Origin of the sequence: Streptomyces sp. NPDC015032 (assembly GCF_043080425.1) — a bacterium.
GTDB lineage: Bacteria > Actinomycetota > Actinomycetes > Streptomycetales > Streptomycetaceae > Streptomyces.
This window is the reverse complement of record NZ_JBIBVN010000008.1, coordinates 177,468-202,135: the sequence shown is the minus strand read 5'-3', so window position 1 is coordinate 202,135 and position 24,668 is coordinate 177,468. Positions and strand designations below refer to the sequence as shown.

Annotated in this window: 23 protein-coding genes and 2 pseudogenes; 6 read left to right on the top strand and 19 right to left on the bottom strand. The window is 69.5% G+C overall.

Going from position 1 to position 24,668, the window contains the following annotated elements; genetic code table 11:
* Positions 1-27: 27 nt before the first annotated feature.
* The 4 genes and pseudogenes from ACF08M_RS15125 to ACF08M_RS15110 form a co-directional block, all read left to right on the top strand.
* Complete coding sequence (locus ACF08M_RS15125; protein ID WP_392185690.1) at positions 28-1,464, top strand: cryptochrome/photolyase family protein; 1,437 nt, start codon at positions 28-30, stop codon at positions 1,462-1,464.
* Positions 1,461-3,080 (top strand): molybdopterin-dependent oxidoreductase, encoded by a 1,620-nt coding sequence (locus ACF08M_RS15120; protein ID WP_392185689.1) that lies wholly within the window; start codon positions 1,461-1,463, stop codon positions 3,078-3,080. Before ACF08M_RS15125 ends, ACF08M_RS15120 begins: the two co-directional genes overlap by 4 nt.
* Before the next feature lie 203 nt (positions 3,081-3,283).
* The gene (locus ACF08M_RS15115) at positions 3,284-3,727 is read left to right on the top strand and encodes an SPW repeat protein (protein WP_392185688.1); all 444 of its coding nucleotides are present in this window, start codon (positions 3,284-3,286) and stop codon (positions 3,725-3,727) included.
* A gap of 197 nt (positions 3,728-3,924) precedes the next feature.
* Positions 3,925-4,035 (top strand): annotated as a pseudogene (locus ACF08M_RS15110) (alkanesulfonate monooxygenase); the annotation flags it as partial.
* A gap of 65 nt (positions 4,036-4,100) precedes the next feature.
* Here ACF08M_RS15110 and ACF08M_RS15105 read toward each other — a convergent pair.
* The 12 genes from ACF08M_RS15105 to ACF08M_RS15050 form a co-directional block, all read right to left on the bottom strand.
* On the bottom strand, positions 4,101-6,935 hold the full coding sequence (locus ACF08M_RS15105) for a DEAD/DEAH box helicase (RefSeq protein WP_392185687.1): 2,835 nt from the start codon (positions 6,933-6,935) through the stop codon (positions 4,101-4,103).
* Positions 6,936-6,979: 44 nt separating this feature from the next.
* On the bottom strand, positions 6,980-7,888 hold the full coding sequence (locus tag ACF08M_RS15100) for a diacylglycerol kinase (RefSeq protein ID WP_392185686.1): 909 nt from the start codon (positions 7,886-7,888) through the stop codon (positions 6,980-6,982).
* 18 nt (positions 7,889-7,906) lie between these two features.
* Entirely contained in the window at positions 7,907-8,857 is a 951-nt protein-coding gene (gene tatC, locus ACF08M_RS15095) for a twin-arginine translocase subunit TatC (RefSeq protein WP_392185685.1), read from the bottom strand.
* 65 nt (positions 8,858-8,922) lie between these two features.
* A complete protein-coding gene (gene tatA, locus ACF08M_RS15090; protein ID WP_392185684.1) occupies positions 8,923-9,216 on the bottom strand; it encodes a Sec-independent protein translocase subunit TatA in 294 nt (97 codons plus the stop codon).
* 283 nt (positions 9,217-9,499) lie between these two features.
* Entirely contained in the window at positions 9,500-9,697 is a 198-nt protein-coding gene (locus tag ACF08M_RS15085; RefSeq protein ID WP_392185683.1) for a hypothetical protein, read from the bottom strand.
* 35 nt (positions 9,698-9,732) lie between these two features.
* Positions 9,733-10,002, bottom strand: a complete 270-nt coding sequence (locus ACF08M_RS15080; protein WP_351204547.1) for a hypothetical protein — start codon at positions 10,000-10,002, stop codon at positions 9,733-9,735.
* Positions 10,003-10,019: 17 nt separating this feature from the next.
* Positions 10,020-10,976, bottom strand: a complete 957-nt coding sequence (locus ACF08M_RS15075; RefSeq protein WP_392185682.1) for a helix-turn-helix transcriptional regulator — start codon at positions 10,974-10,976, stop codon at positions 10,020-10,022.
* 12 nt (positions 10,977-10,988) lie between these two features.
* Entirely contained in the window at positions 10,989-11,942 is a 954-nt protein-coding gene (locus ACF08M_RS15070; RefSeq protein WP_392185681.1) for a helix-turn-helix transcriptional regulator, read from the bottom strand.
* Between the two features lie 113 nt (positions 11,943-12,055).
* Complete coding sequence (locus ACF08M_RS15065; protein WP_093894155.1) at positions 12,056-12,430, bottom strand: FKBP-type peptidyl-prolyl cis-trans isomerase; 375 nt, start codon at positions 12,428-12,430, stop codon at positions 12,056-12,058.
* Positions 12,431-12,472: 42 nt separating this feature from the next.
* On the bottom strand, positions 12,473-13,426 hold the full coding sequence (locus tag ACF08M_RS15060; protein ID WP_392185680.1) for an FKBP-type peptidyl-prolyl cis-trans isomerase: 954 nt from the start codon (positions 13,424-13,426) through the stop codon (positions 12,473-12,475).
* Positions 13,427-13,553: 127 nt separating this feature from the next.
* A complete protein-coding gene (gene pafA, locus ACF08M_RS15055) occupies positions 13,554-14,915 on the bottom strand; it encodes a Pup--protein ligase (RefSeq protein WP_072484408.1) in 1,362 nt (453 codons plus the stop codon).
* Between the two features lie 9 nt (positions 14,916-14,924).
* Complete coding sequence (locus ACF08M_RS15050; RefSeq protein WP_392185679.1) at positions 14,925-16,184, bottom strand: MFS transporter; 1,260 nt, start codon at positions 16,182-16,184, stop codon at positions 14,925-14,927.
* 73 nt (positions 16,185-16,257) lie between these two features.
* Here ACF08M_RS15050 and ACF08M_RS15045 point away from each other — a divergent pair, with 73 nt between their 5' ends.
* Positions 16,258-17,364: a LacI family DNA-binding transcriptional regulator gene (locus ACF08M_RS15045; RefSeq protein WP_392185678.1), complete on the top strand. Its 1,107-nt coding sequence runs from the start codon at positions 16,258-16,260 to the stop codon at positions 17,362-17,364.
* Positions 17,365-17,409: 45 nt separating this feature from the next.
* Here the strand turns inward: ACF08M_RS15045 and prcA are convergent, their stop codons facing one another.
* The 6 genes and pseudogenes from prcA to arc form a co-directional block, all read right to left on the bottom strand.
* Positions 17,410-18,234: a proteasome subunit alpha gene (gene prcA, locus ACF08M_RS15040; protein ID WP_392185677.1), complete on the bottom strand. Its 825-nt coding sequence runs from the start codon at positions 18,232-18,234 to the stop codon at positions 17,410-17,412.
* Between the two features lie 58 nt (positions 18,235-18,292).
* Entirely contained in the window at positions 18,293-19,138 is an 846-nt protein-coding gene (gene prcB, locus ACF08M_RS15035) for a proteasome subunit beta (protein ID WP_392185676.1), read from the bottom strand.
* Positions 19,090-19,280: pseudogene (locus ACF08M_RS15030) on the bottom strand (endonuclease domain-containing protein); the annotation flags it as partial. The gene prcB and the pseudogene ACF08M_RS15030, both read right to left, overlap by 49 nt.
* Before the next feature lie 99 nt (positions 19,281-19,379).
* Entirely contained in the window at positions 19,380-19,598 is a 219-nt protein-coding gene (locus tag ACF08M_RS15025; protein WP_016325855.1) for a ubiquitin-like protein Pup, read from the bottom strand.
* Positions 19,599-19,718: 120 nt separating this feature from the next.
* Positions 19,719-21,230: a depupylase/deamidase Dop gene (gene dop, locus ACF08M_RS15020; RefSeq protein ID WP_392185675.1), complete on the bottom strand. Its 1,512-nt coding sequence runs from the start codon at positions 21,228-21,230 to the stop codon at positions 19,719-19,721.
* 233 nt (positions 21,231-21,463) lie between these two features.
* Entirely contained in the window at positions 21,464-23,230 is a 1,767-nt protein-coding gene (arc, locus tag ACF08M_RS15015; RefSeq protein WP_392185674.1) for a proteasome ATPase, read from the bottom strand.
* Between the two features lie 241 nt (positions 23,231-23,471).
* Between arc and ACF08M_RS15010 the strand changes: the two genes are divergently transcribed.
* Positions 23,472-23,783: a ferredoxin gene (locus tag ACF08M_RS15010; protein WP_392185673.1), complete on the top strand. Its 312-nt coding sequence runs from the start codon at positions 23,472-23,474 to the stop codon at positions 23,781-23,783.
* A 39-nt stretch (positions 23,784-23,822) separates the two neighbouring features.
* Here the strand turns inward: ACF08M_RS15010 and ACF08M_RS15005 are convergent, their stop codons facing one another.
* Complete coding sequence (locus tag ACF08M_RS15005; RefSeq protein ID WP_392185672.1) at positions 23,823-24,389, bottom strand: hypothetical protein; 567 nt, start codon at positions 24,387-24,389, stop codon at positions 23,823-23,825.
* Positions 24,390-24,668: the final 279 nt, after the last annotated feature.

The window sequence follows — 24,668 nt, the reverse complement described above, 5'->3', positions numbered from 1 at the left end:
CCCGCGCGGCCCGAGAGGTGCTCGACCATGACCGTTTCGGTGGCACTGTTCACCTCCGACCTACGGCTGCACGACAGCCCCGTGCTGCATGCCGCGCTGCGCGACGCGGACCACGTCGTCCCCCTGTTCGTACGGGACTCCGGCATCCGTCGGACCGGGTTCGACGCCCCCAATCGGCAGGCGTTCCTCGCCGACTGCCTGGCCGATCTGGACGCGGAGCTGCGCCGGCGAGGCGGCCGGCTGGTGGTCCGCGACGAGGATGTCGTGGCCGGTGCCCGCGCCGTTGCCGCGGAGACCGGCGCGCACAGCCTGCACATCGCGGGCGGGGTGAGCGGGTACGCAGTGCACCGCGAGGAGCGGCTGCGATCGGCTCTGGCAGCCGTCGGCTGCACCCTGTACGTCCATGACGCCGTTGTCACCGCGCTCGCGCCGGGCCGGATCGTCCCGTCGGGCCGTGATCACTACGCGGTGTTCACCCCCTACTACCGCCGTTGGAAGGCAACGGAAGTGAGGGGCACACTGGCCGCTCCGCGCGCGGTGCGGCTGCCGCCGGGCGTGACGTCCGAGCCGTTGCCGCGACGGGAAGAGGTGGCCGGGACCTCCCCCGGACTCGCCAGGGGCGGCGAGAGGGCCGGACGCCGACTGCTGTCGTCGTGGCTGGACGGCCCTGTGGCCGACTACGGGAGCTCCCACGACGACCTGGGCGGTGACGCCACGTCCGGACTCTCCCCGTACCTCCACTTCGGCTGTCTCTCGGCGGCCGAAGCGATCCATCGGGCGCGGCGCCAGGGCACTCCCGGCGCCGACGCGTTCGTCCGGCAGCTGGCATGGCGGGACTTCCACCACCAGGTGCTCGCCGCCAGGCCGGACGCCGCCTGGGACGACTACCGTCCGCGCCAGGACCGCTGGCGGACCGACGAGGACGAGGCCGGAGCCTGGCGCGCGGGACGCACCGGCTATCCGCTGGTCGACGCGGCGATGCGACAGCTCGCGCACGAGGGCTGGATGCACAACCGGGGCCGGATGGTGGTGGCGAGCTTCCTCACCAAGACGCTGTACATGGACTGGCGGGTGGGCGCCCGGCACTTCCTCGACCTGCTGGTGGACGGCGACCTGGCGAACAATCAGCTCAACTGGCAGTGGATGGCGGGTACCGGGACCGACACCCGGCCCCACCGGATCCTGAATCCGGTGGTCCAGGGCAGGAGGTTCGATCCGCGGGGCGACTACGTACGCCGCTGGGTCCCCGAACTGGCCGGGCTGGAGGGCCGCGCCGTCCACGAGCCATGGACGCTTCCCGGCCCGGAACGGGCGGTGCTGGACTACCCGGAGCCGCTCGTGGATCTCGCCGAGGCCCGCGCCCGCTTCGAGCGGGCCCGGCGTCCCGGCCGACCGGAGCCGGCCTTGATCCGATCGGATGACGGACCAATCCCCGGGACCCCCGGCGACGAATCCCCCATGTGACAGCAGACGGGAACGACTCGCACCGGCCCGGGGCCTCCCCGGCCCGCCGGCCACGCATTGCTCTCGCCGCGCTCGGCGGTCTGGTCGCCGGATTCTGCGCCCTCGCCGTGGCCGAACTGGCCGCGGCGGTCGTACGTCCCGAGGCGGGCCCGGTCACAGCGGTGGGGAGTGCGGTGATCGACCACACTCCCCCGGCCGTGCGGGACTTCGCCGTACGGAACTTCGGCACGAACGACAAATGGGCGCTCCGGCTCGGGATCCTGGTTCTCCTGGCGCTCTTCGCGATGGGCATCGGCATGCTGGCGCTGCGGCACCGGCGGCTCGGTTCCGGCGCCGTCCTGGTCTTCGGCCTGATCGGGGCGGTGTCTGCGGTGGGGCGTCCGGAAGGCGCACCGGCCGACGCGCTGCCTTCGGTGGTGGGTGCCGTGGTGGCCGCCGCAGTGCTGTACCTCCTGGCCGGACGGCTCGCACCGGCTCGCCGCCCCTCTCCCGCGGCCGGGGAGGGGGACGGTGAGCCGTCCGACGCCTCCGACCGCCGCGGTTTCGTGGTCGCGGCGACGGTGGCGGCGGTGGCCTCGGCGGGCGCGGGGTATCTGGGACGGCGGCTCACGTCCTCCGTCCAGGCCGGGGCCACCGCCTCGCGGCACGACCTGGTCCTCCCGGTACCCCGGTCCGCCGCGCCTGCCATTCCGGCGGGCGCCGATCTGAGGATCCGGGGGTTGAGCTCCTTCATCACCCCGAACAAGGACTTCTACCGGGTGGACACGGCTCTGGTCGTGCCGCGCGTCGATGCCGGCGCATGGCGGCTGAGGATCCACGGCAAGGGAGTGGCGCGGCCCGTCACCGTCGGCTTCCACGACCTGCTGCGAAGGGAGGTCATCGAGCGCGACATCACGCTGACCTGTGTATCCAACGAGGTCGGAGGCCCTTACGTCGGCAACGCCCGGTGGCTCGGTGTGTGTCTGGCGGAGCTGTTGGACGAGGCCGGCGTGCTCCCCCCGTCGAAGGGCGGCCCCGCCGACCAGATCGTGGCGCGTTCCGTCGACGGCATGACGATCGGCACCCCGGTCGAGGCGGTCATGGACGGGCGCGACGCGATGCTCGCCTTCGGCATGAACGGCGAGCCGCTGCCCTTCGAGCACGGCTTCCCGGTCCGGATGGTCGTTCCCGGTCTGTACGGATACGTGTCGGCCTGCAAGTGGATCAAGGACATCGAGCTCACCACGTTCGCTGCGTACGACGCCTACTGGGTCGAGCGGTCCTGGTCCCAGCAGGCGCCGGTCAAGACCGAGTCGCGGATCGACACGCCCCGTCCGTTCGCCTCGCCGAAGGCCGGCGTCGTGCCGGTGGCCGGGGTGGCCTGGGCCCAGCACCGCGGCATCTCCCGCGTCGAGGTCCGGGTGGACGGCAGGGAGTGGCACACGGCCCGGCTGGCCGCCGCGGACACCCGGGACACCTGGCGCCAGTGGGTGTGGGAGTGGCCCGCCACATCCGGCGACCACACCCTTGAGGTCCGCGCCACCGACGGAACCGGCGCCACCCAGACCGGCGATCGCGTCGGCACCGTGCCCAACGGTGCGACCGGCTGGCACTCGGTGGCGGTCCACGTGCCCTGAGAGCCTGCCGGGTGACCTCTGATCGGGCGGCCGATCCGGCGGCCCTCGCCCGACGACTGGACGCGGCCCGTCCGTCGCGGATCCGACGGACATCCACACGCCCTGAATCTACACATAAGGGTGAGATAAGAGCAGAATGGACATGTAGGCCATCCGGCGCACAGAACGGAAGTCAGGTCTGCACGAGCGAAGGAGACGAACTCATGTCGAACCTCTCGCACACCGGCCGTGACATGGCCACTCACCCCGATGTTTCCGAAATGCGCGACCGCTACGCCCGAATGCTCGGTGGCCGTGACGTGGCCCTCGTGGACGCACCGGTGTTTCTCATCGGTCTGTACTGCGCCATCTCGCCCTGGGTGCTCCACTTCACGGCAACTCAGCCCACCCTCGTGGCGCACAACCTGATCATGGGCATCGCGATCGCGGCGCTGGGCCTCGGGTTCACCGTCATGCCGCAGCGGATGTACGGCCTGAGCTGGGCCATCTGCGCGATCGGTGCCTGGATGATCGCCTCGACATGGGTCGTCGGCAGCGGCCCGGGCCTCGGCGTCATCCTCAACAACGTCATCATCGGCGGACTGACCTTGCTGCTGGGTCTGGTCTGCGTGGGCGCTTCGATGAAGATCGGCAGGAAGACGGTCTGAGACAAGGCGCCCCGGCCGGTCCGCGTGAAGCGGACCGGCCGTCTGCGGACATGTGGGCGCCGAACGGTGCGGACGTCATCAGACCCCCGATGCCGTGCCGGGAGAACTCGACCGTCATCGCCCAGCCCGCGAGGCCGAGGAAGGCGGGCACGGTGACGAACGCGGCCCAGCCCATGGCGCGCAAGCCGCGCAGCACGAGCGCCCGCGGCTACGACCTGCTGGACGACGCGATCGACTTCGACCGCCATGTCATCCCGATCGTCCGCGAGGGAGTGGCCGAGCGCGACACGGCTCGCGCGGCCGCGTAGCGCCAAGAGGTGCCGGACGCCCCGGCGAACCCACGCCCGGCACCTCACCGCACCCCGCGGACCGGTCACCCCACGGAGCTGTAGGCCACGACCCCCCGCAACACCGCGTCCACCGCCTTGCGCGCGCTCCGCGCGACAGAACTCCCCTCCCGCGGAGCCGCGGCAGCGATCTGCCCCAGCACGTCGATCACTTGCTTGCACCACCGCACGAAGTCCCCGGCCGGCATGTCCGCCTCGCCCAGCACCTCGTCCAGCGTCCGTCCCGACGCCCACATGTAGACCGCCCAGGCAAATCCCAGATCGGGTTCGCGCTGCCCGACCCCCTCCGCCTGGTTGATCTTGAATTCCTCCTCCAGGGCATCGAGCCGACCCCAGATCCGGACCATCTCGCCCATCGCGGTCCTCGCGGGCCCCGACGGCAGCTTGGGCGCCACGGCGTCATCGGCCTGCCGCGCCTCGTACACCAACGCCGAGACACACGCGGCGAGTTCGGCAGGGTTCAGACCCTCCCACACTCCGTCCCGCAGGCATTCACTGGCCAGCAGATCCAGCTCACCGTAGAGCCGTGCGAGGCGCTGCCCGTGTTCGGTGACCTCATTGCCCCGCAGGTAGTCGAGCTCGGTGAGCAGCGCGACGATGCGGTCGAAGGTGCGGGCAATGGTGTTCGTCCGCCCCTCGATCCGCCGCTCCAGCTGTTTGGTGTCGCGCTGCAGCCGGTGGTACCGCTCGGCCCATCGAGCGTGGTCCTCGCGCTCGTCGCAGCCGTGGCAGGGGTGTGCGCGCAACGCCGCCCGGTAGCGGGCGATCTCCCGGTCGTCGGCCGCGGGAGACCGGTCCTTGCGGTGCCGCTCGGGCGCTATGTGCCCGGCCTTCGACCGCAGCGCGGAGGCCAGATCGCGACGCGACTGGGGTGAGCGCGGATTGAACGACTTCGGCACCCGCATCCGCTCCAGCGCTGCCACCGGAACCGGGAAGTCGATCGAGGCGAGCCTCTTGACCTGCCGCTCGGCGGTCAGCACCAACGGCCGCGGCCCGTCGTGGTATTCGAGACCGCGGTGCCCGTACCCGTTGGTCCGTCCGGCGGACAGCCCGGGGTCGAGGACGAGTGCCAGTCCGGCGAACTTGCCGGTGGGCACGTGGATGACATCGCCGGGCTTGAGCTTCTCCAGGGACGCCGCCGCCGCGGCTCGCCGCTGCGACGCGCCCTGCTTGGCGAGCTCGGTCTCCCGGTCCTTGAGGTCGCGGCGCAGCCGCGCGTACTCCTCGAAGTCGCCGAGGTGGCAGGTCATGCCCTCCCGGTAGCCCTCCAGCCCCTCTTCGTTCCGCTGGACCTGGCGGGAGATCCCGACCACCGACCGGTCGGCCTGGAACTGTGCGAACGAGGTCTCCAGCAGCTCGCGCGAGCGATGCCGCCCGAACTGATGCACCAGGTTGACGGCCATGTTGTACGAGGGCCGGAAGCTGGACCGCAGCGGATACGTCCGCGTACCGGCGAGTCCGGCCAGCGCGCCCGGATCCATGCCGCGCTGCCACAGCACCACCGCGTGGCCCTCGACGTCGATCCCGCGCCGTCCGGCCCGCCCGGTCAGCTGGGTGTACTCGCCGGGGGTGATGTCGGCGTGCTGCTCGCCGTTCCACTTGACGAGCTTCTCCAGCACGACCGAGCGTGCGGGCATGTTGATGCCGAGGGCGAGGGTCTCCGTCGCGAACACGGCCTTGACGAGCCCTCGTACGAACAGTTCCTCGACAACTTCCTTGAATGTGGGCAGCATCCCGGCATGGTGCGCGGCGATGCCACGCTCCAGTCCTTCGAGCCACTCGTAGTAGCCGAGGACATGGAGGTCCTCGCCGGGGATGGACGCGGTCCGCTCCTCGACGATCTCGCGGACCAGCCGTCGCCCGGCGTCGTCGTTCAGCCGTAGTCCGGCGTGCAGACACTGCTGCACGGCGGCCTCGCAGGCGGCCCGGCTGAAGATGAACGTGATGGCGGGGAGCAGCCCTTCGGCGTCCAGCCGCTCGATGACCTCGGGCCTGGAGGGGGTCCAGATCCTGCTGCGCTGGCGGCGCTCGCGCTCACGGTCCGCCTCGCGGACCATCTTGCCGCGGCGGCGGTCACGCGGGTTGTATCCCCGCTGGTTCTCCATCCGGGCGAGCCGGACGAGGTCGGGGCTGACCTCGCGGCGTCCGGTGCCGCGGCCGCCGTGGTCGGTCTCCTCCTCGAAGAGGTCGTACATCCGCCGGCCCGCCAGGACGTGCTGCCAGAGCGGCACGGGGCGGTGCTCGGAGACGATGACCTGGGTGTCGCCGCGGACGGTGTCCAGCCAGTCGCCGAACTCCTCGGCGTTGGACACGGTCGCCGAGAGCGACACCAGGGTCACGGAGTCCGGGAGGTGAATGATCACTTCCTCCCAGACGGCGCCCCGGAAGCGGTCGGAGAGGTAGTGCACCTCGTCCATCACCACGTAGCCGAGGCCACGCAGCGTCTGCGACCCGGCGTAGAGCATGTTCCGCAGCACCTCGGTGGTCATGACGACCACCGGCGCATCGCCATTGAGGCTGTTGTCGCCGGTCAGCAGGCCCACCTTGTCCGGTCCGTAACGCTTGACCAGATCGGCGAACTTCTGATTGGACAGGGCTTTGATGGGGGTGGTGTAGAAGCACTTGCGGCCCTGTGCGAGCGCGAGGTGCACGGCGAACTCGCCGACGATCGTCTTGCCCGAGCCGGTCGGAGCGGCGACCAGCACCCCCTTGCCGGCCTCCAGCGCCTCGCATGCCTCGATCTGGTAGGGGTCCAGATCGAACTCGTACAACTCGCGGAAGGGCGCGAGTGCGGTGGCCAGCTCGGCGGCGCGGATCCGAGAAGCCTGGTATCGCTCAGCTGGTGAGAGGTCCTCTGTCATCTTGTCTACGAGACTACCCGCCACCTCTGACAGCGACGCGATCTTTAAATCACGGTGGGAGAACCCGGTGCGAGCACCCTCACCGCACCCGGTACGCAGGTCGCGGTGAGCGGCAGCGCCCCCAGTTGTTCACCGTCCGCGTACGCGGTGACACCGGCCGCTGCCAGTTCGATCGAGGAGACCCGGTACGAGGTGACGTCGGGGTGGCCGAGGTGCGTTCCCTTGTAGACGCGGGGAAAGACCTTGAGGAGTGTGGTGCGGCTGCAGTCCCCGACGACGGTCACATCGAAGAGCCCGTCGTCCATGGCGGCGTCCGCGCAGATCCGCATGCCACCGCCGTAGGTCGATCCGTTGCCGACGGCGATGAGCGTCGCCTCGATCTCCCGGACCGGTCCCCCGTCCAGCCTGACGCGGTACGGGATGGGTCTGAACGCGGCGAGCTCGGCGAGGATCGCGAGGTCGTACTTGAACCGTCCGCCGGCCCAGCGCATCCGGTTGCCGCGGTCGTTGACCCGTGAATCGAAGCCGGAGGCGAGCACGGACCCGAACCACCGCTCGCCGACCCTGCCGAGGTCGACCGCACGGACCGCACCGCTCTTCAGCGCCTGCGCGGCAAGCCGCCCGGCGGCGACCGGATCCCGTATCGGCATCCCGAGGGCGCGGGCGAAGTCGTTCCCGGTACCCACGGCGACGACGCCGAGCGGAGTCATCGTGCCGGCGACGGCCTGCAGGGCGAGGGACATCATGCCGTCCCCGCCCACGGCTATCAGTGCACCGGTGCCACCGGCGACGGCCTCCCGTGCCCGCCGCAGGGCGTCGTCGGCGTCCTCGCCGAGAACCGTGCGCACGGAGAATCCGGCGTCCCGCAACGCGGAAGCGGCCGGCTGCGCGGCGTGCGCGCCCCGGCCGCGTCCTGCGGTGGGATTGACGAAAAGGGTGATCTCGCTGGTCACCCGGGGGACCCTACAAGGTCAGGTGATGTCGTCGTAACCGTTGTCCCGGTCACGGTCCGAGCTCGCCTGGGTGGGCAACGACCGGTTGGAGGAGACCGGTTCGATCTCACCGATGTCCTCGGGGGTGAGATCCAGCTCCGACGCCTCGTCATCGGCGGGCCCCGCCGCCGCACGCTGCGCCTTGCGGCGGTCGTTGAGGAGCGAGATCGCCGTGGCCACGAAGTACAGCACCCAGATCGGTCCGGAGAGCATCAGCATGCCCACCGGGTCGGTACTGGGAGTGGCCACCGCCGCGAAGACCGTGATGCCCATGATCATGCCCCGCCACCAGCCGAGCATCCGCTTGCCGGTGATGACCCCGCCGAAGTTCAGCATGACGAGCAGCAGCGGTAGTTCGAAGGAGAGCCCGAAGACCACCACCATGCGTGTGATCAGGTCCAGCAGCTCGTCCAGCGGCAGCTGGTTGTCGAGGTCGGCCGGAGAGAACTCCAGGAGCACCCGCGCCATCGTGGGCAGGGTCTTGTACGCGAAGAAGCCACCGGCGAGGAAGAGCGGGAACCCGGCACCGACGAAGGCGAGCGAGTACTTCTTCTCGTGCTTGTGCAGCCCCGGTGCGATGAAGGCCCACAACTGGTAGAGCCAGACCGGCGAGGAAAGGACGACGCCCGCCATCAAGGAGACCTTGAGGGCAAGGGTGAACGGGGTGAGCAGACCGTTCAGGACGATACGCGCGCACGTACCGTCCTTCTGCTTGGCGAGCTCGGCGAAGCTGGACTCGCACCCGACCGACTTCAGCACCGGGTCGGTGAAGAACTCGATGATCCCCTTGTAGTAGAACGCGGCCACGATCGTGACGACGACGACCCCGAGCAGGCCTTTTGCCAGCCGGTTACGCAGCTCACGCAGGTGCTCCACCAAGGGCATGCGGCCCTCTGGGTCCGTCTCCTGCTTGCGGGCAGACTTGAGCAACCCACGTCCTCATCTCGTGCAGCAGGCCGCCACCGGTCACGGCGCCTGCGTCGGCCCGGTTCTTGTCAGCGCTTGGTCGAGTCGGTCGGCTCGGCGACCGGCCGCGAACTGGTCACGTCACCGGGCGCGGCCTTGATGGTACGCGGCACGGCCTGGTCCTGGGCGGCGGTGTCGTTCGCCGGTTCGGCCGGGGTGGCCGACGGGCTGCCCTCGGACTTCATGGCCTTGGCCTCGCTCTTGAGGATGCGGGCCGACTTGCCGAGCGAGCGAGCCATGTCAGGAAGCTTCTTCGCGCCGAACAGCAGAACAATGACGACGAGGATCAGGATGATCTCGGGAGCGCCGAGCCTTCCGAACATATGCGTGTACCTTCTCACCGAGGCAGCAGGGGTGGGGCGGATCGAACGTCGGACGGACGTCCGATCGTCGTACTGTCAGCGATCGTATCCCGCAGGAGTAAACGCAGGGCAATACCCATGCATCCTTGCGATTACGGCCCATGCCTCGCTCTCAGGGCCGCCTTCAGCAGCGTACCCCCCGAGCCCGGGAAACTGGAGGCCGCGCCCGCCGGGTTCGATTGTCCCTGCTCACACGGATGCACGGTCACGGAGTAGCGGGGTCACCCGAATGTGGGAGCGGCCCTCAGCGCAACGCCTCACCGGTGGCGGCGAGATCCGTCGCCGCGCGTTCGAGGTCCTCCGCCGCCCGGTTGATGCGCTGGGTGGTTCGCGTCACCTGACGCCCCAGACGCCGGGCCTCGACGAAGACCTTCACGGCCAGCACCCCGAGGACGGCGATCCCGAGGAACCCCAGGGCGATGGCGAGCATGGGCCAGAACATGCGCAGAGCCTCGATGTGTGTAGATGTCCGGAGTTCTAAAGGCTGGTGTGGAGGCGCAGCGTCCGCACGCCTCCGCCGGTGAGGAGCTCGACTATCCGCTCCCCGGCGGGTTTACGGACGGCCGCGCCGCACGCGGGGCAGGTGAAGGAGTAGAACGTCGTCCGGCGGCTGGCACCCACGGCGAGGCGGATGGCGCCCGCCGCCAGCTCGAACCGTTCGCGGCAGTCCGGGCAGGCGGCCTTGAACCGTACGGACTCGGGCACCACCACGGTCGGCACGCCTGACACCACGGACATATTGCTCATATCTCTCAGGTCCTCGTTCAGGCCGGGCTGTCGTAGGCAGCGAGCGCCGCACGGGCCGCCTGCTGTGCGCTTCGTGCCAGCTCCGGCGGGGAGACGATGCGGCCTTCTCCGCCGAGCCGCAGCGCGAGCCTGCGCAGTGAGGCCGGGTCGGGGGTGCGCAGGGTGATCCGCAGCCCGCCGTCGGGCAGCTCCTGGGCACTGTCGTGCGGATAGTACTCGGCGACCCACCGGCCGCCGGGGCCCACCTCGACGACGACCTCCGGGTCCTCGGCCGACGGCTGGACGAGCCCTGCGGACAGGTCCCGCAGCTCCAGCTCGGGCGGCGCGGCCGGCTCGTCCAGCAGCCGGATCTCGGCGACCCGGTCGAGCCGGAACGTACGCCGGTCCTCGGTGGACCGGCACCAGGCCTCCATGTAGGTATGGCCCACGGCGAACAGCCGGATCGGGTCGACCTCGCGCTCGGTCAGCTCGTCGCGCGCGGGCGAGTAGTAGCGCAGCCAGAGCCTGCGCCGCTCGGAGATCGCCCGGTCGACATCGGCGAAGACGCCGCCTTCGGACTCGAAGGTGACCGAGAGCCGTGAACTCGCCGCTCCCACCTCGCCGGCCGCGGTCTCCAGCTTCGCGGTGGCGCGCAGCAGCGCCTGCCGGTCGCTCTCGCGCAGCCCCGGCAGCGTGGCCACGGCGCGGGCGGCGACCAGCAGCGCCGTCGCCTCGTCGGCCGCGAGCCGCAGCGGCTCCGCGACATCGTCCGGGTTGTGCCACCAGATCCGGTCGCCGTCGGTGTCGATGTCCAGCAGGTCGCCGCCACGGAAGCTCGTACCGCACATGGGCAGCACATCGAGGTCCGAGATCAGCTCGTCCTCGGTGATCCCGAAGGCGCGGGCGACGTCCTGGACATGGGCGCCGGGGCGCTCGCGCAGATACGTCACCAGGGAGAGCATCCGGCGGGTCTGGTCGATCGCGTTCGTGGCCATGAATGGGTCCCCTCAGTCCTTGGCCACGGCGCGCAGCCGGTCCACCACGTCGGCCCGCAGATCTGCGGGTTCCTGCACGACGACGTCCGGACCGAACTCGACGAGCCAGGCATCCAGACCGTGCCCGTACGGAATCTCCAACTCGTCCCACCCGTCCCCGAGTTCCCGGACCGACAGGGCGCGTGAGCGCAGCGGGTATCCGGCGCCCGTGCGCAGCCTGATGCGCGCGGTCCGGGTCGCGGTCTCCCCCGCCCAGCTCTCGACGGTCTCCCGGACGGTCACGACGTCGGGCACCTCGGCGGTGAACGCTCCGGCCCGGGAGCGGACCCGGCCGGTGATCCGGGAGAGCCGGAAGACCCGCTCGGCGCCGCGCTCCCGGTCCCAGCCGGCCAGGTACCAGTGGCCGCGCCAGCACTCCAGCGTCCATGGCTCGACCTGGCGCTGCTCGGGCCGGGCGGCGTTGGCCTTGCGGTAGTCGAAGGTCACCGGGCGACGGTCCCGGCAGGCCAGCATCAACGGCTCGAAGGCCGCCTCATGAACGGGGATACGGGGTTCGAGGGCGCTGTGCACCTCGTACGCGTCCTCGGCCTCCGGCATGCCCGCGGCCCGCAGCTTCTGCAGCGCGCCGCTGGCGGCACCGGCCAGCCGCGCCTGCTGCCAGACCTTGGCGGCCAGTCCGAGGGCGGCGGCCTCCTCGGCGTCCAGCGTGATCGGGGGCAGCCGGTTGCGGTCGCGACGGGCGAGATATCCCGTGTCGCCGTCCAGGTTCTCCACGGTCTCGATGACCAGACCGAGCTCGCGCAGATCGTCCTTGTCGCGCTCGAACATCCGGTTGAAGGCGTCGTCGGAACCGGCTTCCAGATAGGCCTCGATGGAACCGCGCAGCTCGCGCTTGCTCAGCGGGCGCCGGGTCCCCAGCAGACACAGAGCCAGGTTCATCAGCCGCTCGGCCTTGGCGATCGCCATCGACGCCCTTTCTGTTTTGCTCTACGACCGTCGACCGTACCGCTACGCGGTGTCCGGACAAAAGCGAGGGCCCGTGCCTTGCGGCACGGGCCCTCGCATCGCACGGATGCGGATCAGACGGCGACCAGGTCGCAGACGAAGATCAGCGTCTCGCCGGGGGCGATACGGCCGCCACCGGCGCCGCGGTCGCCGTAGGCGAGGTGCGCGGGAATGGTCAGCTGGCGACGACCGCCGACCTTCATGCCCTGCACGCCCCGGTCCCAGCCGGAGATGACCTGGCCGGCGCCGAGCTGGAACTGCAGCGGGGTGCCACGGTTCCAGGAGGCGTCGAACTCCTCGCCGGTGGAGAAGGCCACGCCCACGTAGTGGACGGAGACGGTGGCGCCCGCCTCGGCGACCGCGCCGTCGCCTTCCCAGATGTCCTTGATCTCCAGGTCGGCCGGCGGCTCGCCACCCGGGAAGTCGATCTCGGGCTTCTCGATGCTCACTGACTTGCTCCTCTTAATGATGACTGCGCAACCGGGACAGTCTTACATCTTCGCCAGGATGTCCACGGCGAAGACCAGCGTCGACTTCGCCGGAATCGTCTGCTGCGCCTTGTCGCCGAACCCCTGGTCCGGCGGGATGACGAGGAGCACCCGGCTGCCGATCTTCTTGCCGACCAGGCCGTTCTTGAGTCCCTTGAGGGTGACCTGGGCGAGCGGGAAGGTCTGCGTCTTGCCGGCGGTGTAGGTGCTGTCGAACGTCTTGCCGTCCTTCCACAGCAGACCCACATAGTTCACGACGACGCTGTCGGTGTCCTTCACGACGTCGCCCTTGGACTCCAGGATGTAATTGGAGACGAGCTTCTTCGGCGGGTCGGTCTTGGTCGGGATGGTGACCTTCGGGGCCTTGCCGTCCGTGTTGGTACCGACCTTGGGCAGGTCGATGTTGTCCTGAGCGACCTCGGTGCCCTTGGCGGACGCCGGGATCTGCGTAGCCTTCAGGACGTCGACGACGAAGACGAGTGTGGCGTTCGGCTTGATGTCGCCCTGGCCCTGCGCCCCGTAGCCGAGCTCCGGCGGAATGACCAGCTGGACCCGGCTGCCGACCTTCTTGCCGACCAGGCCCTTGTCCCAGCCCTGGATCACCATGCCGGCGCCGAGGGTCAGGTCGTACGGCTGCTTGCGGTCGAAGCTGTTGTCGAACGGCTTGTCGGAGTCCCAGGCCTGCCCGAGGTAGTTGACCTGGATCGCGTCGCCGTTCTTGAGCGTGGCGCCGTCCCCCTCGCTGACGACCCGGGTCTTCAGCTCCTTGGGCGGGTTCCCCGTGCCCTTGGCCAGGGTGGGCTTCTCGCCGAACTTCGCGCCCGCGGTGATCGCGGGGAACCCGTCCTTGGACGGGGCGGAGGCGGAAGCTGATTCGGAAGCGGAGCCCTTCTCGTTGCCACAGGCCGCTGACAGCAGCAACAGGGGGACGACGAGAAGGCCGGCAAGTCGGCGCACTTGTTCCTCAGATCTCAGACGGCACGGTTGGTTGAGTCCCCGACACTCTAGGGCGTACGCAGGGCCCCGTACGAGGAACGTACGGGGCCCGCGTCGCGTCGGAGGCCGGGGTCGTCCTGTCGCCGGCTCACATACCCGCGATCAGCTTCTCCACCCGGTCGTCCACCGAACGGAACGGGTCCTTGCACAACACCGTGCGCTGCGCCTGGTCGTTGAGCTTGAGATGGACCCAGTCGACGGTGAAGTCCCGCCGCTGCTCCTGGGCCCTGCGGATGAAGTCTCCGCGCAGCCGCGCCCTGGTCGTCTGCGGGGGCACGGACTTGCCCTCGAAGATCTTCAGGTCGTTGCACACACGGGCGGCCTGTCCCTTGCGCTCCAGCAGGTAGTACAGGCCGCGACGGCGGTGGATGTCGTGGTACGCGAGGTCTATCTGGGCGACCCGCGGATGCGACATGGTCATGTTGTGCTTGGCCCGGTACCGCTCGATGAGCTTGTACTTCATCACCCAGTCGATCTCGGTCTCGATCCGGTCGAGGTCCTCGGCCTCGACCGCGTCGAGCGTACGGCCCCACAGTTCCAGGACCCGGGCGACGGTTCCGGTGCGGATGCCGCGGCGGTCGACGAAGTCCACGGCCTTCTCGTAGTACTCGCGCTGCACCTCGATGGCGGACGCCTCACGGCCACTGGCCAGGCGCACCTTGCGCTGCCCGGTGGTGTCGTGGCTGACCTCGCGGATCGCCCGGATCGGGTTCTCCAGCGTCAGATCCCGCATCACGGTGCCCGCCTCGATCATGCGGAGCACCAGATCGGTCGCGCCGACCTTGAGCAGCATCGTCGTCTCGGACATGTTGGAGTCACCGACGATGACGTGGAGGCGGCGGTACCGCTCCGCGTCCGCGTGCGGTTCGTCACGCGTATTGATGATCGGGCGGGAACGGGTCGTGGCGGAACTGACGCCCTCCCAGATGTGCTCGGCGCGCTGGCTGACGCAGTAGACGGCGCCCCGTGGTGTCTGCAGCACCTTGCCCGCACCGCAGATCAGCTGCCTCGTGACGAGGAATGGAATGAGGATGTCCGCGAGCCGGGAGAATTCTCCGTGCCGCGCCACGAGATAGTTCTCATGACACCCGTAGGAGTTTCCCGCCGAGTCGGTGTTGTTCTTGAAGAGATAGACGTCGCCCGCGATTCCCTCCTCGTGCAGGCGGCGTTCGGCGTCGACGAGCAGACCTTCGAGAATGCGCTCGCCGGCCTTGTCGTGGGTGACCAGTTCGGTCAGGTTGTCGCATTCGGGGGTTGCATATTCCGGATGCGATCCCACGTCGAGGTAGAGGCGGGCGCCGTTCCGCAGAAAGACATTGCTGCTGCGGCCCCATGACACAACACGGCGGAAGAGGTAGCGCGCCACTTCATCAGGGGACAGTCGGCGCTGTCCCCTGAACGTGCACGTGACGCCGTACTCGTTCTCCAGCCCGAAAATGCGGCGGTCCATGACTGAACATTACGCCTGATGGCCTGAGCTGAAACCGGGTTCGACAGCACCGTTTCGATCATTTTCCGGCCCCTGTGCAGCAACTGCCGTGCGCCCGGGAACTGCGAGGACCCTTCCCGTGGCCAGGAGAACCAGCAGCGCCGCCACCCCACCGGCCCCCGCGACGGCGAAGCTCCACGTCGTACCGCCCAGCTCGACGGCCGGGCCCGCCACGGCCGTTCCCGCCGCCGCACCCACCCCGAACGTCGTCACGAGCCAGGAGAACGCCTCCGTCACCGTGCCCCGCGGGGCGTGCCGGTCGACCACGATGAACGAGCACGCGATCGCGGGCGCCAGAAAGACTCCGGCCACTGCCGCCAGAGCGGTCATGGCGACCACTCCCGGGGTCAGCATCAGCGGCAGGTAGCCCAGTGCCAGCAGTGCGACGATGCCCCGCAGCCGGCGTTCGGGAGCCCCGGCCCACTGCCGCGCCCCGTACACCGCGCCCCCGACCAGCGCACCCAGGCCGAGCGCTGCCATCAGCCAGCCGTACACCGACTCCCGGCCGTGGTCGTCGGCGTACGCCACACCGGCCACCGTGATGGATCCGAGCGCGAGCCCGACGAAGAAGAAGGAACCGAGCAGCGCCAGCAGCCCCGGCGAGCGCAGTGCACCCAGCCAGTGCGCCTCGCGGGGCGCGGAACGCCAGGCGCGGGAGGGCTCGGAGAGGACGACGGAGAGCGCCCCCAGGACCCCGATCGCGTTGATCACGAGCAGGGCGGCGGCGGGCGACCACAGGGAGACGAGCAGGGTCACCAGCAGCGGGCCCACGGTGAACATGACCTCCTGGGCGATGGCGTCCATCGCGTACGCCCGGTGCACCCGGTCCTCGCTGCCCAGGACGCTCGGCCACAGGGCCCGCAGACCGCCCTCCAGCGGCGGGGTGAAGACACCGGCCACCGCAACCGCCCCGTACGCCAGCGGCAGCGACCCCAGGCCCACCAGAGCCAGCAGGGCCATGCCCAGTGCCGACGCCACGGCGGCCGGCAGCTGGACGCGCGGCTGGCCGTACAGGTCGACGGCGCGGCCCAGCAGCGGCTGTCCGACCGCGGTGGACAGCCCGTACACGGCCGCGAGCGCGCCGGCGAGGGTGTAGCTGCCACCCTCGGCCCGGGTGAACAGCACGATCGCGATGTGGGCGGTGCCGTTCGGCAGCCGCCCCACCAGGGTTCCCGTCAGCAGCCGGGCGGCATGCCGCGCCCGGAGGATGTCCAGATATCCCGCGGCCATGTCCCGCCCTTCTCCTGCGGGCGCTCTCCGGCACCCCGAGGTTTTACGTATAACGTCGAGGTTCATACGTACCATGTGCCCAGTCCGCAGGTCCACCTCACGGCGCCTGCCCCGACCGGCCCGGAGGCCCCGAGTGACCAGCGCATCACCGTCACGCCCCGACCCGCCCCGGCCCACCAGCCGCGATGTCGCGCGGGCCGTCGGGGTCTCGCAGGCCACCGTCTCCCTCGTACTCGGCGACAAATGGCGCGGCCGGGTCTCCGAGGCCACCGCCGAGCGCGTACGGCACGCCGCCCGCGGTCTCGGCTACCAGCCCAACCTCGCCGCCCGCAGCCTCCGCCTCGGCCGCACCAGAACCGCTCTGCTCGTCGTGCCCGCGCTCACGAGCGAGTTCTTCGCCCGCGTCTACACCGGCGCCGCCGCGGTCGCCGCCGAACACGGCTTCGGGGTCGTCCTCTACCCGTCGCCCGAAGGCACCGGTCCGGCCAGGGATCCGTTCGCCTCGGCGCGCGCCTCCCTCGACGGGGTGATCGCCTCATCCATGGCCGCCGGCGCTCTCGACGCACTGCGCGGCGCCGGTCTGCCGCTGGTCATGCTCGACAGCGACCCGGCGGACACCGGTGTCGCGGCCCGGGTCAACCTCGACATCGCCGACGGCATGCGGCAGGTCGCGGACCATCTGCTCACGCTCGGTCACCGACGCTTCGTGCACCTCGCGTCGGCGGTCGACTCCTGGACCTTCGTCGCCCGCGCCCGGGCGCTCCACGACGCCCTGGCCGCGGTGCCCGGCACCTCCGTACGGACCGTCGCCGCGGCGCTCGACGCACACGCGGGCCGCGAGGCGGCGGAGCACGCGCTGGGCGCCCCCGGCCCCCGGCCCACCGCCCTCGTCTGCGACGACGACATCCTCGCCGCGGGCGCCTGCAAGGCCGCCCGCAGACTCGGGCTGCGCGTCCCGGACGACCTCTCCGTCACCGGCTTCGACGATCTGGCCCTGGCCACGGCCGTCGAACCGGAGCTCACCACTGTGCAGCTGCCCGCCGAGCAGGTCGGCGAACGCGGCATGGCCGCCCTGCTGGCGGTCCTGGACGGCCGCCCGGCCGAGCCCGGCAGCCTGCCCGTGCGGCTGGTGGCACGCGGCTCATCGGCGCCTCCGCCCGCGGACGGACCGCGGACATGACGGTGCCCCGGCCCGCCGGGAAGGGCGGACCGGGGCACCGGAGAACTACTCCACGTCCCCACCGGAGTCGGTGGAATCGGTGGACTTGGTGACGTCCGTCGTGCTCGAGGAAGACCCGGGCTCCTCGCCGTCCTCGATGTCGGAAGGGGCGTCCGTCGGCGCGGCGCCGCCGTCCGCCTCCAGCAGCCGGGCCAGCTGTCGGCCGACGATCCGCTTGAACTTCCGCTGCTGCGGCCTCGTACGGTCCAGGACCGCGACCTCCAGCCGCTCCGCGGGGATCTCCCGCTCGCTGCCGTTGGGATCGCGGGACAGCGCCTGCACGGCCAGCTTGAGCGCCTCGGCGAGCGTCATCCCGTCCCGGTGCCGCTGATCCAGGAAGGTGCTGATCTGCTCGGCGTTGCCGCCGACCGCGACGGAGCCGTGCTCGTCGACGATCGAGCCGTCGTGCGGCAGCCGGTAGATCTGGTCGCCCTCCGGCTCGACGCCCACCTCGGCGACCACCAGCTCCACCTCGTACGGCTTCTCGGCCGCGCTGGAGAAGATGGTGCCCAGCGTCTGCGCGTAGACGTTGGCCAGCCCACGGGCCGTCACATCGTCGCGGTCGTAGGTGTACCCGCGCAGATCGGCGTAGCGCACACCGCCGATGCGGAGGTTCTCGTACTCGTTGTACTTGCCGGCGGCGGCGAAACCGATCCGGTCGTAGATCTCGCTGAACTTGTGCAGCGCACGGGACGGGTTCTCGCCGACGAACACAATGCCGTCGGCGTACTGCAGCACAACCAGGCTGCGACCACGGGCGATGCCTTTCCGGGCGTATTCCGCCCGGTCGGCCATGGCCTGCTGAGGTGAGACATAGAACGGCGTCGACACCGGTTATCCGTCCCTTTCTGTCAGTGACAAGAGCATCGAAGAAGCAGCGGAACGGCGGTCAGAGCAGCGCGGCGCGCGGGCCGTCGGGCTGCTCCAGGCGGCGTTCCAGGATCGAGCGGGCGATCTCCGAGGATTCCGCCTCGGCCAGCTTCCGGAAGCCCTCGTCGGTGATGACGGTGACGATCGGGTAGATCCGCCGGGCCACATCGGGACCGCCGGTCGCCGAATCGTCGTCCGCGGCGTCGTACAGCGCCTGGACGACCAGGGTGAGGGCCTCCTGCTCCGTCAGGTCCTCGCGGTAGAGCTTCTTCATCGACCCGCGGGCGAAGATCGACCCGGAGCCGGTGGCCGCGTAGCCGGCTTCCTCGGACCGGCCGCCGGTGACGTCGTACGAGAAGATCCGGCCCTTCTCGCGGTCGACGTCGAATCCGGCGAAGAGCGGCACGACGGCGAGGCCCTGCATGGCCATGGCCAGATTGCTGCGGATCATCGTGGAGAGCCGGTTCGCCTTGCCCTCCAGGGAGAGCTGGGCGCCCTCGACCTTCTCGAAGTGCTCCAGTTCCAGCTGGAAGAGCTTGACCATCTCCACGGCCAGCCCGGCCGTGCCGGCAATGCCCACCGCCGAGTACTCGTCGGCCGGGAAGACCTTCTCGATGTCGCGCTGCGCGATCATGTTCCCCATGGTGGCCCGCCGGTCGCCGGCCAGGACCACACCGCCGGCGAACGTCGCCGCGACGATGGTCGTCCCGTGCGGCGCCTCGATGGCACCCTGCAGGGGTGGCAGGTTCCGGTTGCCGGGGAGCAGTCGGGGAGAGTGGTCGGACAGGAAATCCATGAACGAAGAGGATCCCGGCGTCAGGAAGGCAGCTGGTAGACGCCCGGTGCTACGAGTGTTGGCTTCCACGCGTTTCCCTCCAGGTATGCGACGGCTCCGCGGAAGGTGTCAGGATCGTCTCCCGACACGCCGATGGCCGAATTGCAGTTGATGCGGTTACGCCACGGACCCTACCCGCCCCGTGGCAGTGATCCACATGAACTGCGGGGGCAGCGGCACCGCTCGCGGTGCCGCTTGTGCCCGCGCGGCACGGGCCGACTTCGCCCGTACCGCGCGCACCGTTCCACTCCCCCGCGTTCACGTCCGTGAACTACTGTCCGCCCTTTTGAACGAAGGAACGCACGAAGTCCTCCGCGTTCTCCTCGAGCACATCATCGATCTCGTCCAGAACCGAGTCGACATCGTCGCTCAGCTTCTCCTGGCGCTCCTTGAGGTCCTCGGACGCCTGCGCGTCCTGCGCCTGCTCCTCGACCTCCTCCGTGGAGCGCGTCGCCTTCTGCTGTCCGCCGCCGGTGTCCTTGGTCGCCATATAGCTCACCCCGCTCGGTTCGAAGCACTTGATCAGACCCTACCCACGGGGTCCGACATTGGCCCGGTACTTGTCTCAACGTCCGGGGGTCATCCCCATGATTCCCCGATCGCGGCCCTTTCAGCCGCCCGACAGCACCTGGACCAGCTCTTCCGCCGTGCGGCAGCGGTCCAGGAGCTCCTTGACGTGATTGCGGGTGCCCCGGAGCGGTTCCAGGGTGGGCACCCGCTGCAACGAGTCATGGCCCGGCAGATCGAAAATGACCGAGTCCCACGAGGCCGCGGCCACATCGTCGGCGTACTGCTCCAGACAGCGGCCCCGGAAGTAGGCCCTGGTGTCCTCCGGCGGGGCCGTACGGGCCTTCTCGACGTCGCCGTCGTCCAGCAGGCGCTTCATCTTGCCGCGCGCCGCGAGACGGTTGTACAGACCCTTCTCGGCCCTCACGTCGGCGTACTGGAGATCCACCAGGTGCAGACGCGCCGCGTCCCAGTCCAGGCCGTCACGGTGGCGGTAGCCCTCCATGAGCTCCCGCTTGGCGATCCAGTCGAGCTCGCCGGACAGGCTCATCGGATCGTTCTCCAGCCGGTTGAGGGTGTCCTCCCAGCGGGCCAGGACGTCCTTGGTCTGCTCGTCGGCGTCCGCTCCGTACCGTTCCTCGACGTACTTGCGGCCCAGCTCGAAGTACTCCATCTGGAGCTGTACCGCGGTGAGCGTACGGCCGCTGCGCAGCGTGATCAGGTGCTGCAGTGTCGGGTCGTGGGAGACGTGGTGCAGCGTGCGCACCGGCTGGTCCACGGCGAGATCCACATTGATGAAGCCGTCCTCGATCATGGACAGGACCAGGGCGGTGGTGCCGAGCTTGAGATAGGTGGAGATCTCCGAGAGGTTCGCGTCGCCGATGATCACATGGAGCCGGCGGTACTTCTCGGCGTCGGAGTGCGGTTCGTCGCGGGTGTTGATGATGGGGCGCTTGAGGGTGGTCTCCAGGCCGACCTCGACCTCGAAATAGTCGGCGCGCTGGCTGATCTGGAAGCCGTGTTCGTGACCGTCCTGGCCGATTCCCACGCGTCCCGCGCCGGTCACCACCTGGCGGGAGACGAAAAAGGGGGTCAGGTGGCGCACGATGTCGGAGAAGGGGGTTTCCCGCTTCATCAGGTAGTTCTCGTGCGTGCCGTACGAGGCGCCCTTGTTGTCGGTGTTGTTCTTGTAGAGGTGGATCGGCTGGGCGCCCGGAAGCTGGGCCGCGCGCTCGGCCGCTTCGGCCATGATCCGTTCCCCGGCCTTGTCCCAGAGCACCGCGTCCCGCGGATTGGTCACTTCCGGGGAGCTGTATTCGGGGTGCGCGTGGTCGACGTAGAGACGGGCCCCGTTGGTGAGGATGACGTTGGCGAGGCCGATGTCCTCGTCGGTGAGCTGGCTGGAGTCCGCGGTCTCGCGGGCGAGGTCGAATCCTCGCGCGTCCCGCAGCGGGTTCTCCTCCTCGAAGTCCCAGCGGGCGCGGCGCGCCCGGTGCATCGCCGCTGCGTAGGCATTGACGATCTGGGACGAGGTGAGCATGGCATTGGCGTTGGGGTGGCCGGGGACGGAGATCCCGTACTCCGTCTCGATGCCCATTACTCGCCGTACGGTCATGCGGCCCTCCTTGCCCGGCGGCGCTCCCTTGAGGGGCGGCGCTCAAGTACCGCTGCTTGTCGGTGCGCGTGCGCTGCCCGTCCACGCACTGCGCGACCGGGCGGTACGCAAGAGCCTAGAGCGCCTCTGTGCTGGTGGGGAGATCAATTACGTCATTGCTGCGGTGTCGTGCGAGCTGTCCAAAAGCAACCGGCTGCGGATGCCCGGCCGGGCATCCGCAGCCGGTCCGCGTTCTACAGGTACTGCCCGGTATTCGCCACCGTGTCGATGGAGCGACCGGTGTCCGCGCCCTGCTTTCCGGTGACGAGCGTGCGGATGAACACGATCCGCTCGCCCTTCTTGCCGGAGATACGGGCCCAGTCGTCCGGGTTCGTGGTGTTCGGCAGGTCCTCGTTCTCCTTGAACTCGTCCACACATGCCTGGAGGAGATGGGAGACGCGAAGACCCTTCTGACCCTGGTCGAGGAAATCCTTGATGGCCATCTTCTTGGCCCGGTCGACGATGTTCTGGATCATCGCGCCGGAATTGAAGTCCTTGAAATAGAGGACTTCCTTGTCGCCGTTGGCGTACGTGACTTCGAGGAAGCGGTTCTCCTCGGACTCGGTGTACATCCGCTCGACGACGGACTGGATCATCGCGTGCGTGGCGGATTCCTTGGAGCCGGTGTGCTCCGCGAGGTCGTCCGCGTGCAGGGGCAGCGAAGGCGTGAGGTACTTCGCGAAGATGTCCTTCGCGGCCTCCGCGTCCGGACGCTCGATCTTGATCTTCACATCGAGGCGGCCGGGTCGCAGGATCGCGGGGTCGATCATGTCCTCGCGGTTGGAGGCCCCGATGACGATGACGTTCTCCAGGCCCTCGACGCCGTCGATCTCGGCGAGCAGCTGGGGGACGATGGTGTTCTCCACGTCCGAGCTGACGCCGGATCCCCGGGTGCGGAAGAGGGACTCCATCTCGTCGAAGAAGACGATGACGGGGGTGCCCTCACCGGCCTTCTCGCGGGCACGCTGGAAGACCAGGCGGATGTGCCGCTCGGTCTCACCGACGTACTTGTTGAGGAGTTCCGGGCCCTTGATGTTGAGGAAGTAGCTCTTGCCCGCGGGCTGGCCCGTGACTTCGGCGACCTTCTTGGCAAGGGAGTTGGCCACCGCCTTGGCGATGAGCGTCTTGCCGCAGCCGGGCGGTCCGTAGAGCAGGATGCCCTTCGGCGGCCGCAGTTCGTGCTCCTTGAAGAGGTCGGGGTGGAGATAGGGGAGTTCGACCGCGTCCCGGATCAGCTCGATCTGGTCGCCCAGGCCGCCGATCTTGTCGTAGTCGATGTCCGGCACCTCTTCGAGGACGAGCTCTTCGACCTCGCTCTTGGGGACCACTTCGTAGACGTAGCCGGACCTGGGTTCGAGCAGGAGCGCGTCGCCGGGGCGGATGGTGGCGTCCAGCAGTGGCTCGGCGAGCCGTACCACCCGTTCCTCGTCGGTGTGTCCGATGACCAGGGCCCGCTCGCCGTCCTCAAGGATTTCCTTGAGGGTGACGATGTCCCCGGCCCGCTCGAATTCCATGGCGTCGACCACATTGAGCGCCTCGTTGAGCATGACTTCCTGGCCGCGCCGGAGGTCGTCGAGCTCGACGCTGGGGCTGACATTCACCCGGAGCTTCCGGCCCCCGGTGAAGATGTCGCAGGTGCCGTCCTCATTGCTCTGCAAGAACACACCGAAACCGGCCGGCGGCTGTGCGAGCCGGTCGACTTCTTCCTTGAGGGCCACGATCTGGTCGCGGGCCTCGCGGAGCGTGTTGGCGAGCCGCTCGTTCTGCGCGGACACGCCTGCCAGGTTGGTCTGCAACTCGACGATCCGCTCTTCGAGAATCCTCGTATGACGCGGAGAGTCGGCGAGCTTACGTCGCAGGACGGCGATTTCCTGCTCGAGATAGGCGACCTGGCCGGCTGGGTCTTCGGACCCCCGCCCGGGCCGGATGCCGCGGTTGATGTCGTCGTCGTGGGCTGCCACGGTCCTCACCTCCTCCAAGGGGAGCTGGACGCTTCCTGACCCTACCTGGGTGGGTGATGATTGAAACCCCTAGATCACAAAGACTGCGGGGCGTGTCCGATCTTCACCCTTGCGTTCCCCCTCGTGAGAGGGGAATACCCACCCTTCAACATCGGAAAGCGGCCGGTTGTATCGTCGAACCGGTCAACACCCGTCAGGGCTGGCTTCTTTTGGTTCGGATACGCAGGGAACGGCAGGAGAAATGACCGTGCAGCAGGACGCTCCCACCGGCAGCGACACTCACGACCTGGAGGTCTGGATCGACCAGGACCTCTGCACGGGGGACGGCATCTGCGTGCAGTACGCACCCGAGGTGTTCGAGCTGGACATCGACGGTCTGGCCTATGTGAAGAGCGGCGACGACGAGCTGTTGCAGGACAAGGGCGCGACCACACCCGTACCGCTGCCGCTGCTCCAGGATGTCGTCGATTCGGCCAAGGAGTGCCCGGGCGACTGCATCCACGTACGTCGTGTTTCGGACAGGGTCGAGGTGTACGGTCCCGAGGCCGCCTGACCCGGTGGTTCCTGGCGGGAGAGCACGTGCGGTGACCGCTCAGGCACTGGTCGGGGCGGCCTGGGCGCTGCGGACGAACGCGCCGCCCTTCCACTGCCAGGTGACCTTCTCCTGCTGGTCGGGGCAGCAGCGGGGTACGTCGGCCGAGGAGTAGCCGAACAGGGTGGCGGAGACGACGCCATCACGCACCGAGAGATCACCGACGCTCATCTCCTGCGCGGGGTCCACCAGGGTCGCCACGATCCTGGGTGCGGCCCCGCTTCCACGTGTGAGGACGTAGATGCCGCTGGGCGGGGTGCCGGACCCGGCCGCGCAGTGGACCGCGGCGACGGTCTCGGGCAGGCCGTCGCCGTCGAGGTCGCCGGGTGCCTGCTGGGCCACGGTGCTCCCCGTCCCGCCGCATCCCAGGGGATAGACCACCCGCTCCGGATCGGGTGCGGCGACGGGCGCGGTGCCGTGCTGTGCGGTGGTCGAGGCGGAGGCGACGGGGTCCGGCTGGAGCATTCCGGCGGCTGCGACGACAGCGGCCATGGCTGTCGCGGTGGCGAGCCAGTGGAGCGGCTTGCTGTCGGTGTGCGCGAGGTCCGGGAGCTCGGAGGTCTGCACGCGGGATGTCTCCTGTGGTTCCTGTGAATCGAGGATGCCTGGATGCCCGGGTGGGCGGTGCCGCCGGTGGGACCTCAGCGGTGGTGTGGGGTGGCCAGCATCGTGCCACACCCCACGGAACGGGGGAACGGTGGGGGCGCGGATGCGTGTCCTTCCTGGCAACGTACCGGCGCCCGCCCCCCCGGTGGCGGGGGGGGGGGGGGGGCGGCGGGGGGGGCCCGCGGGGGTGCGGGGGCGCGGGGGGGGGGGGGGGCGCCGGGGGGCGGCCCCCCGGGGGAG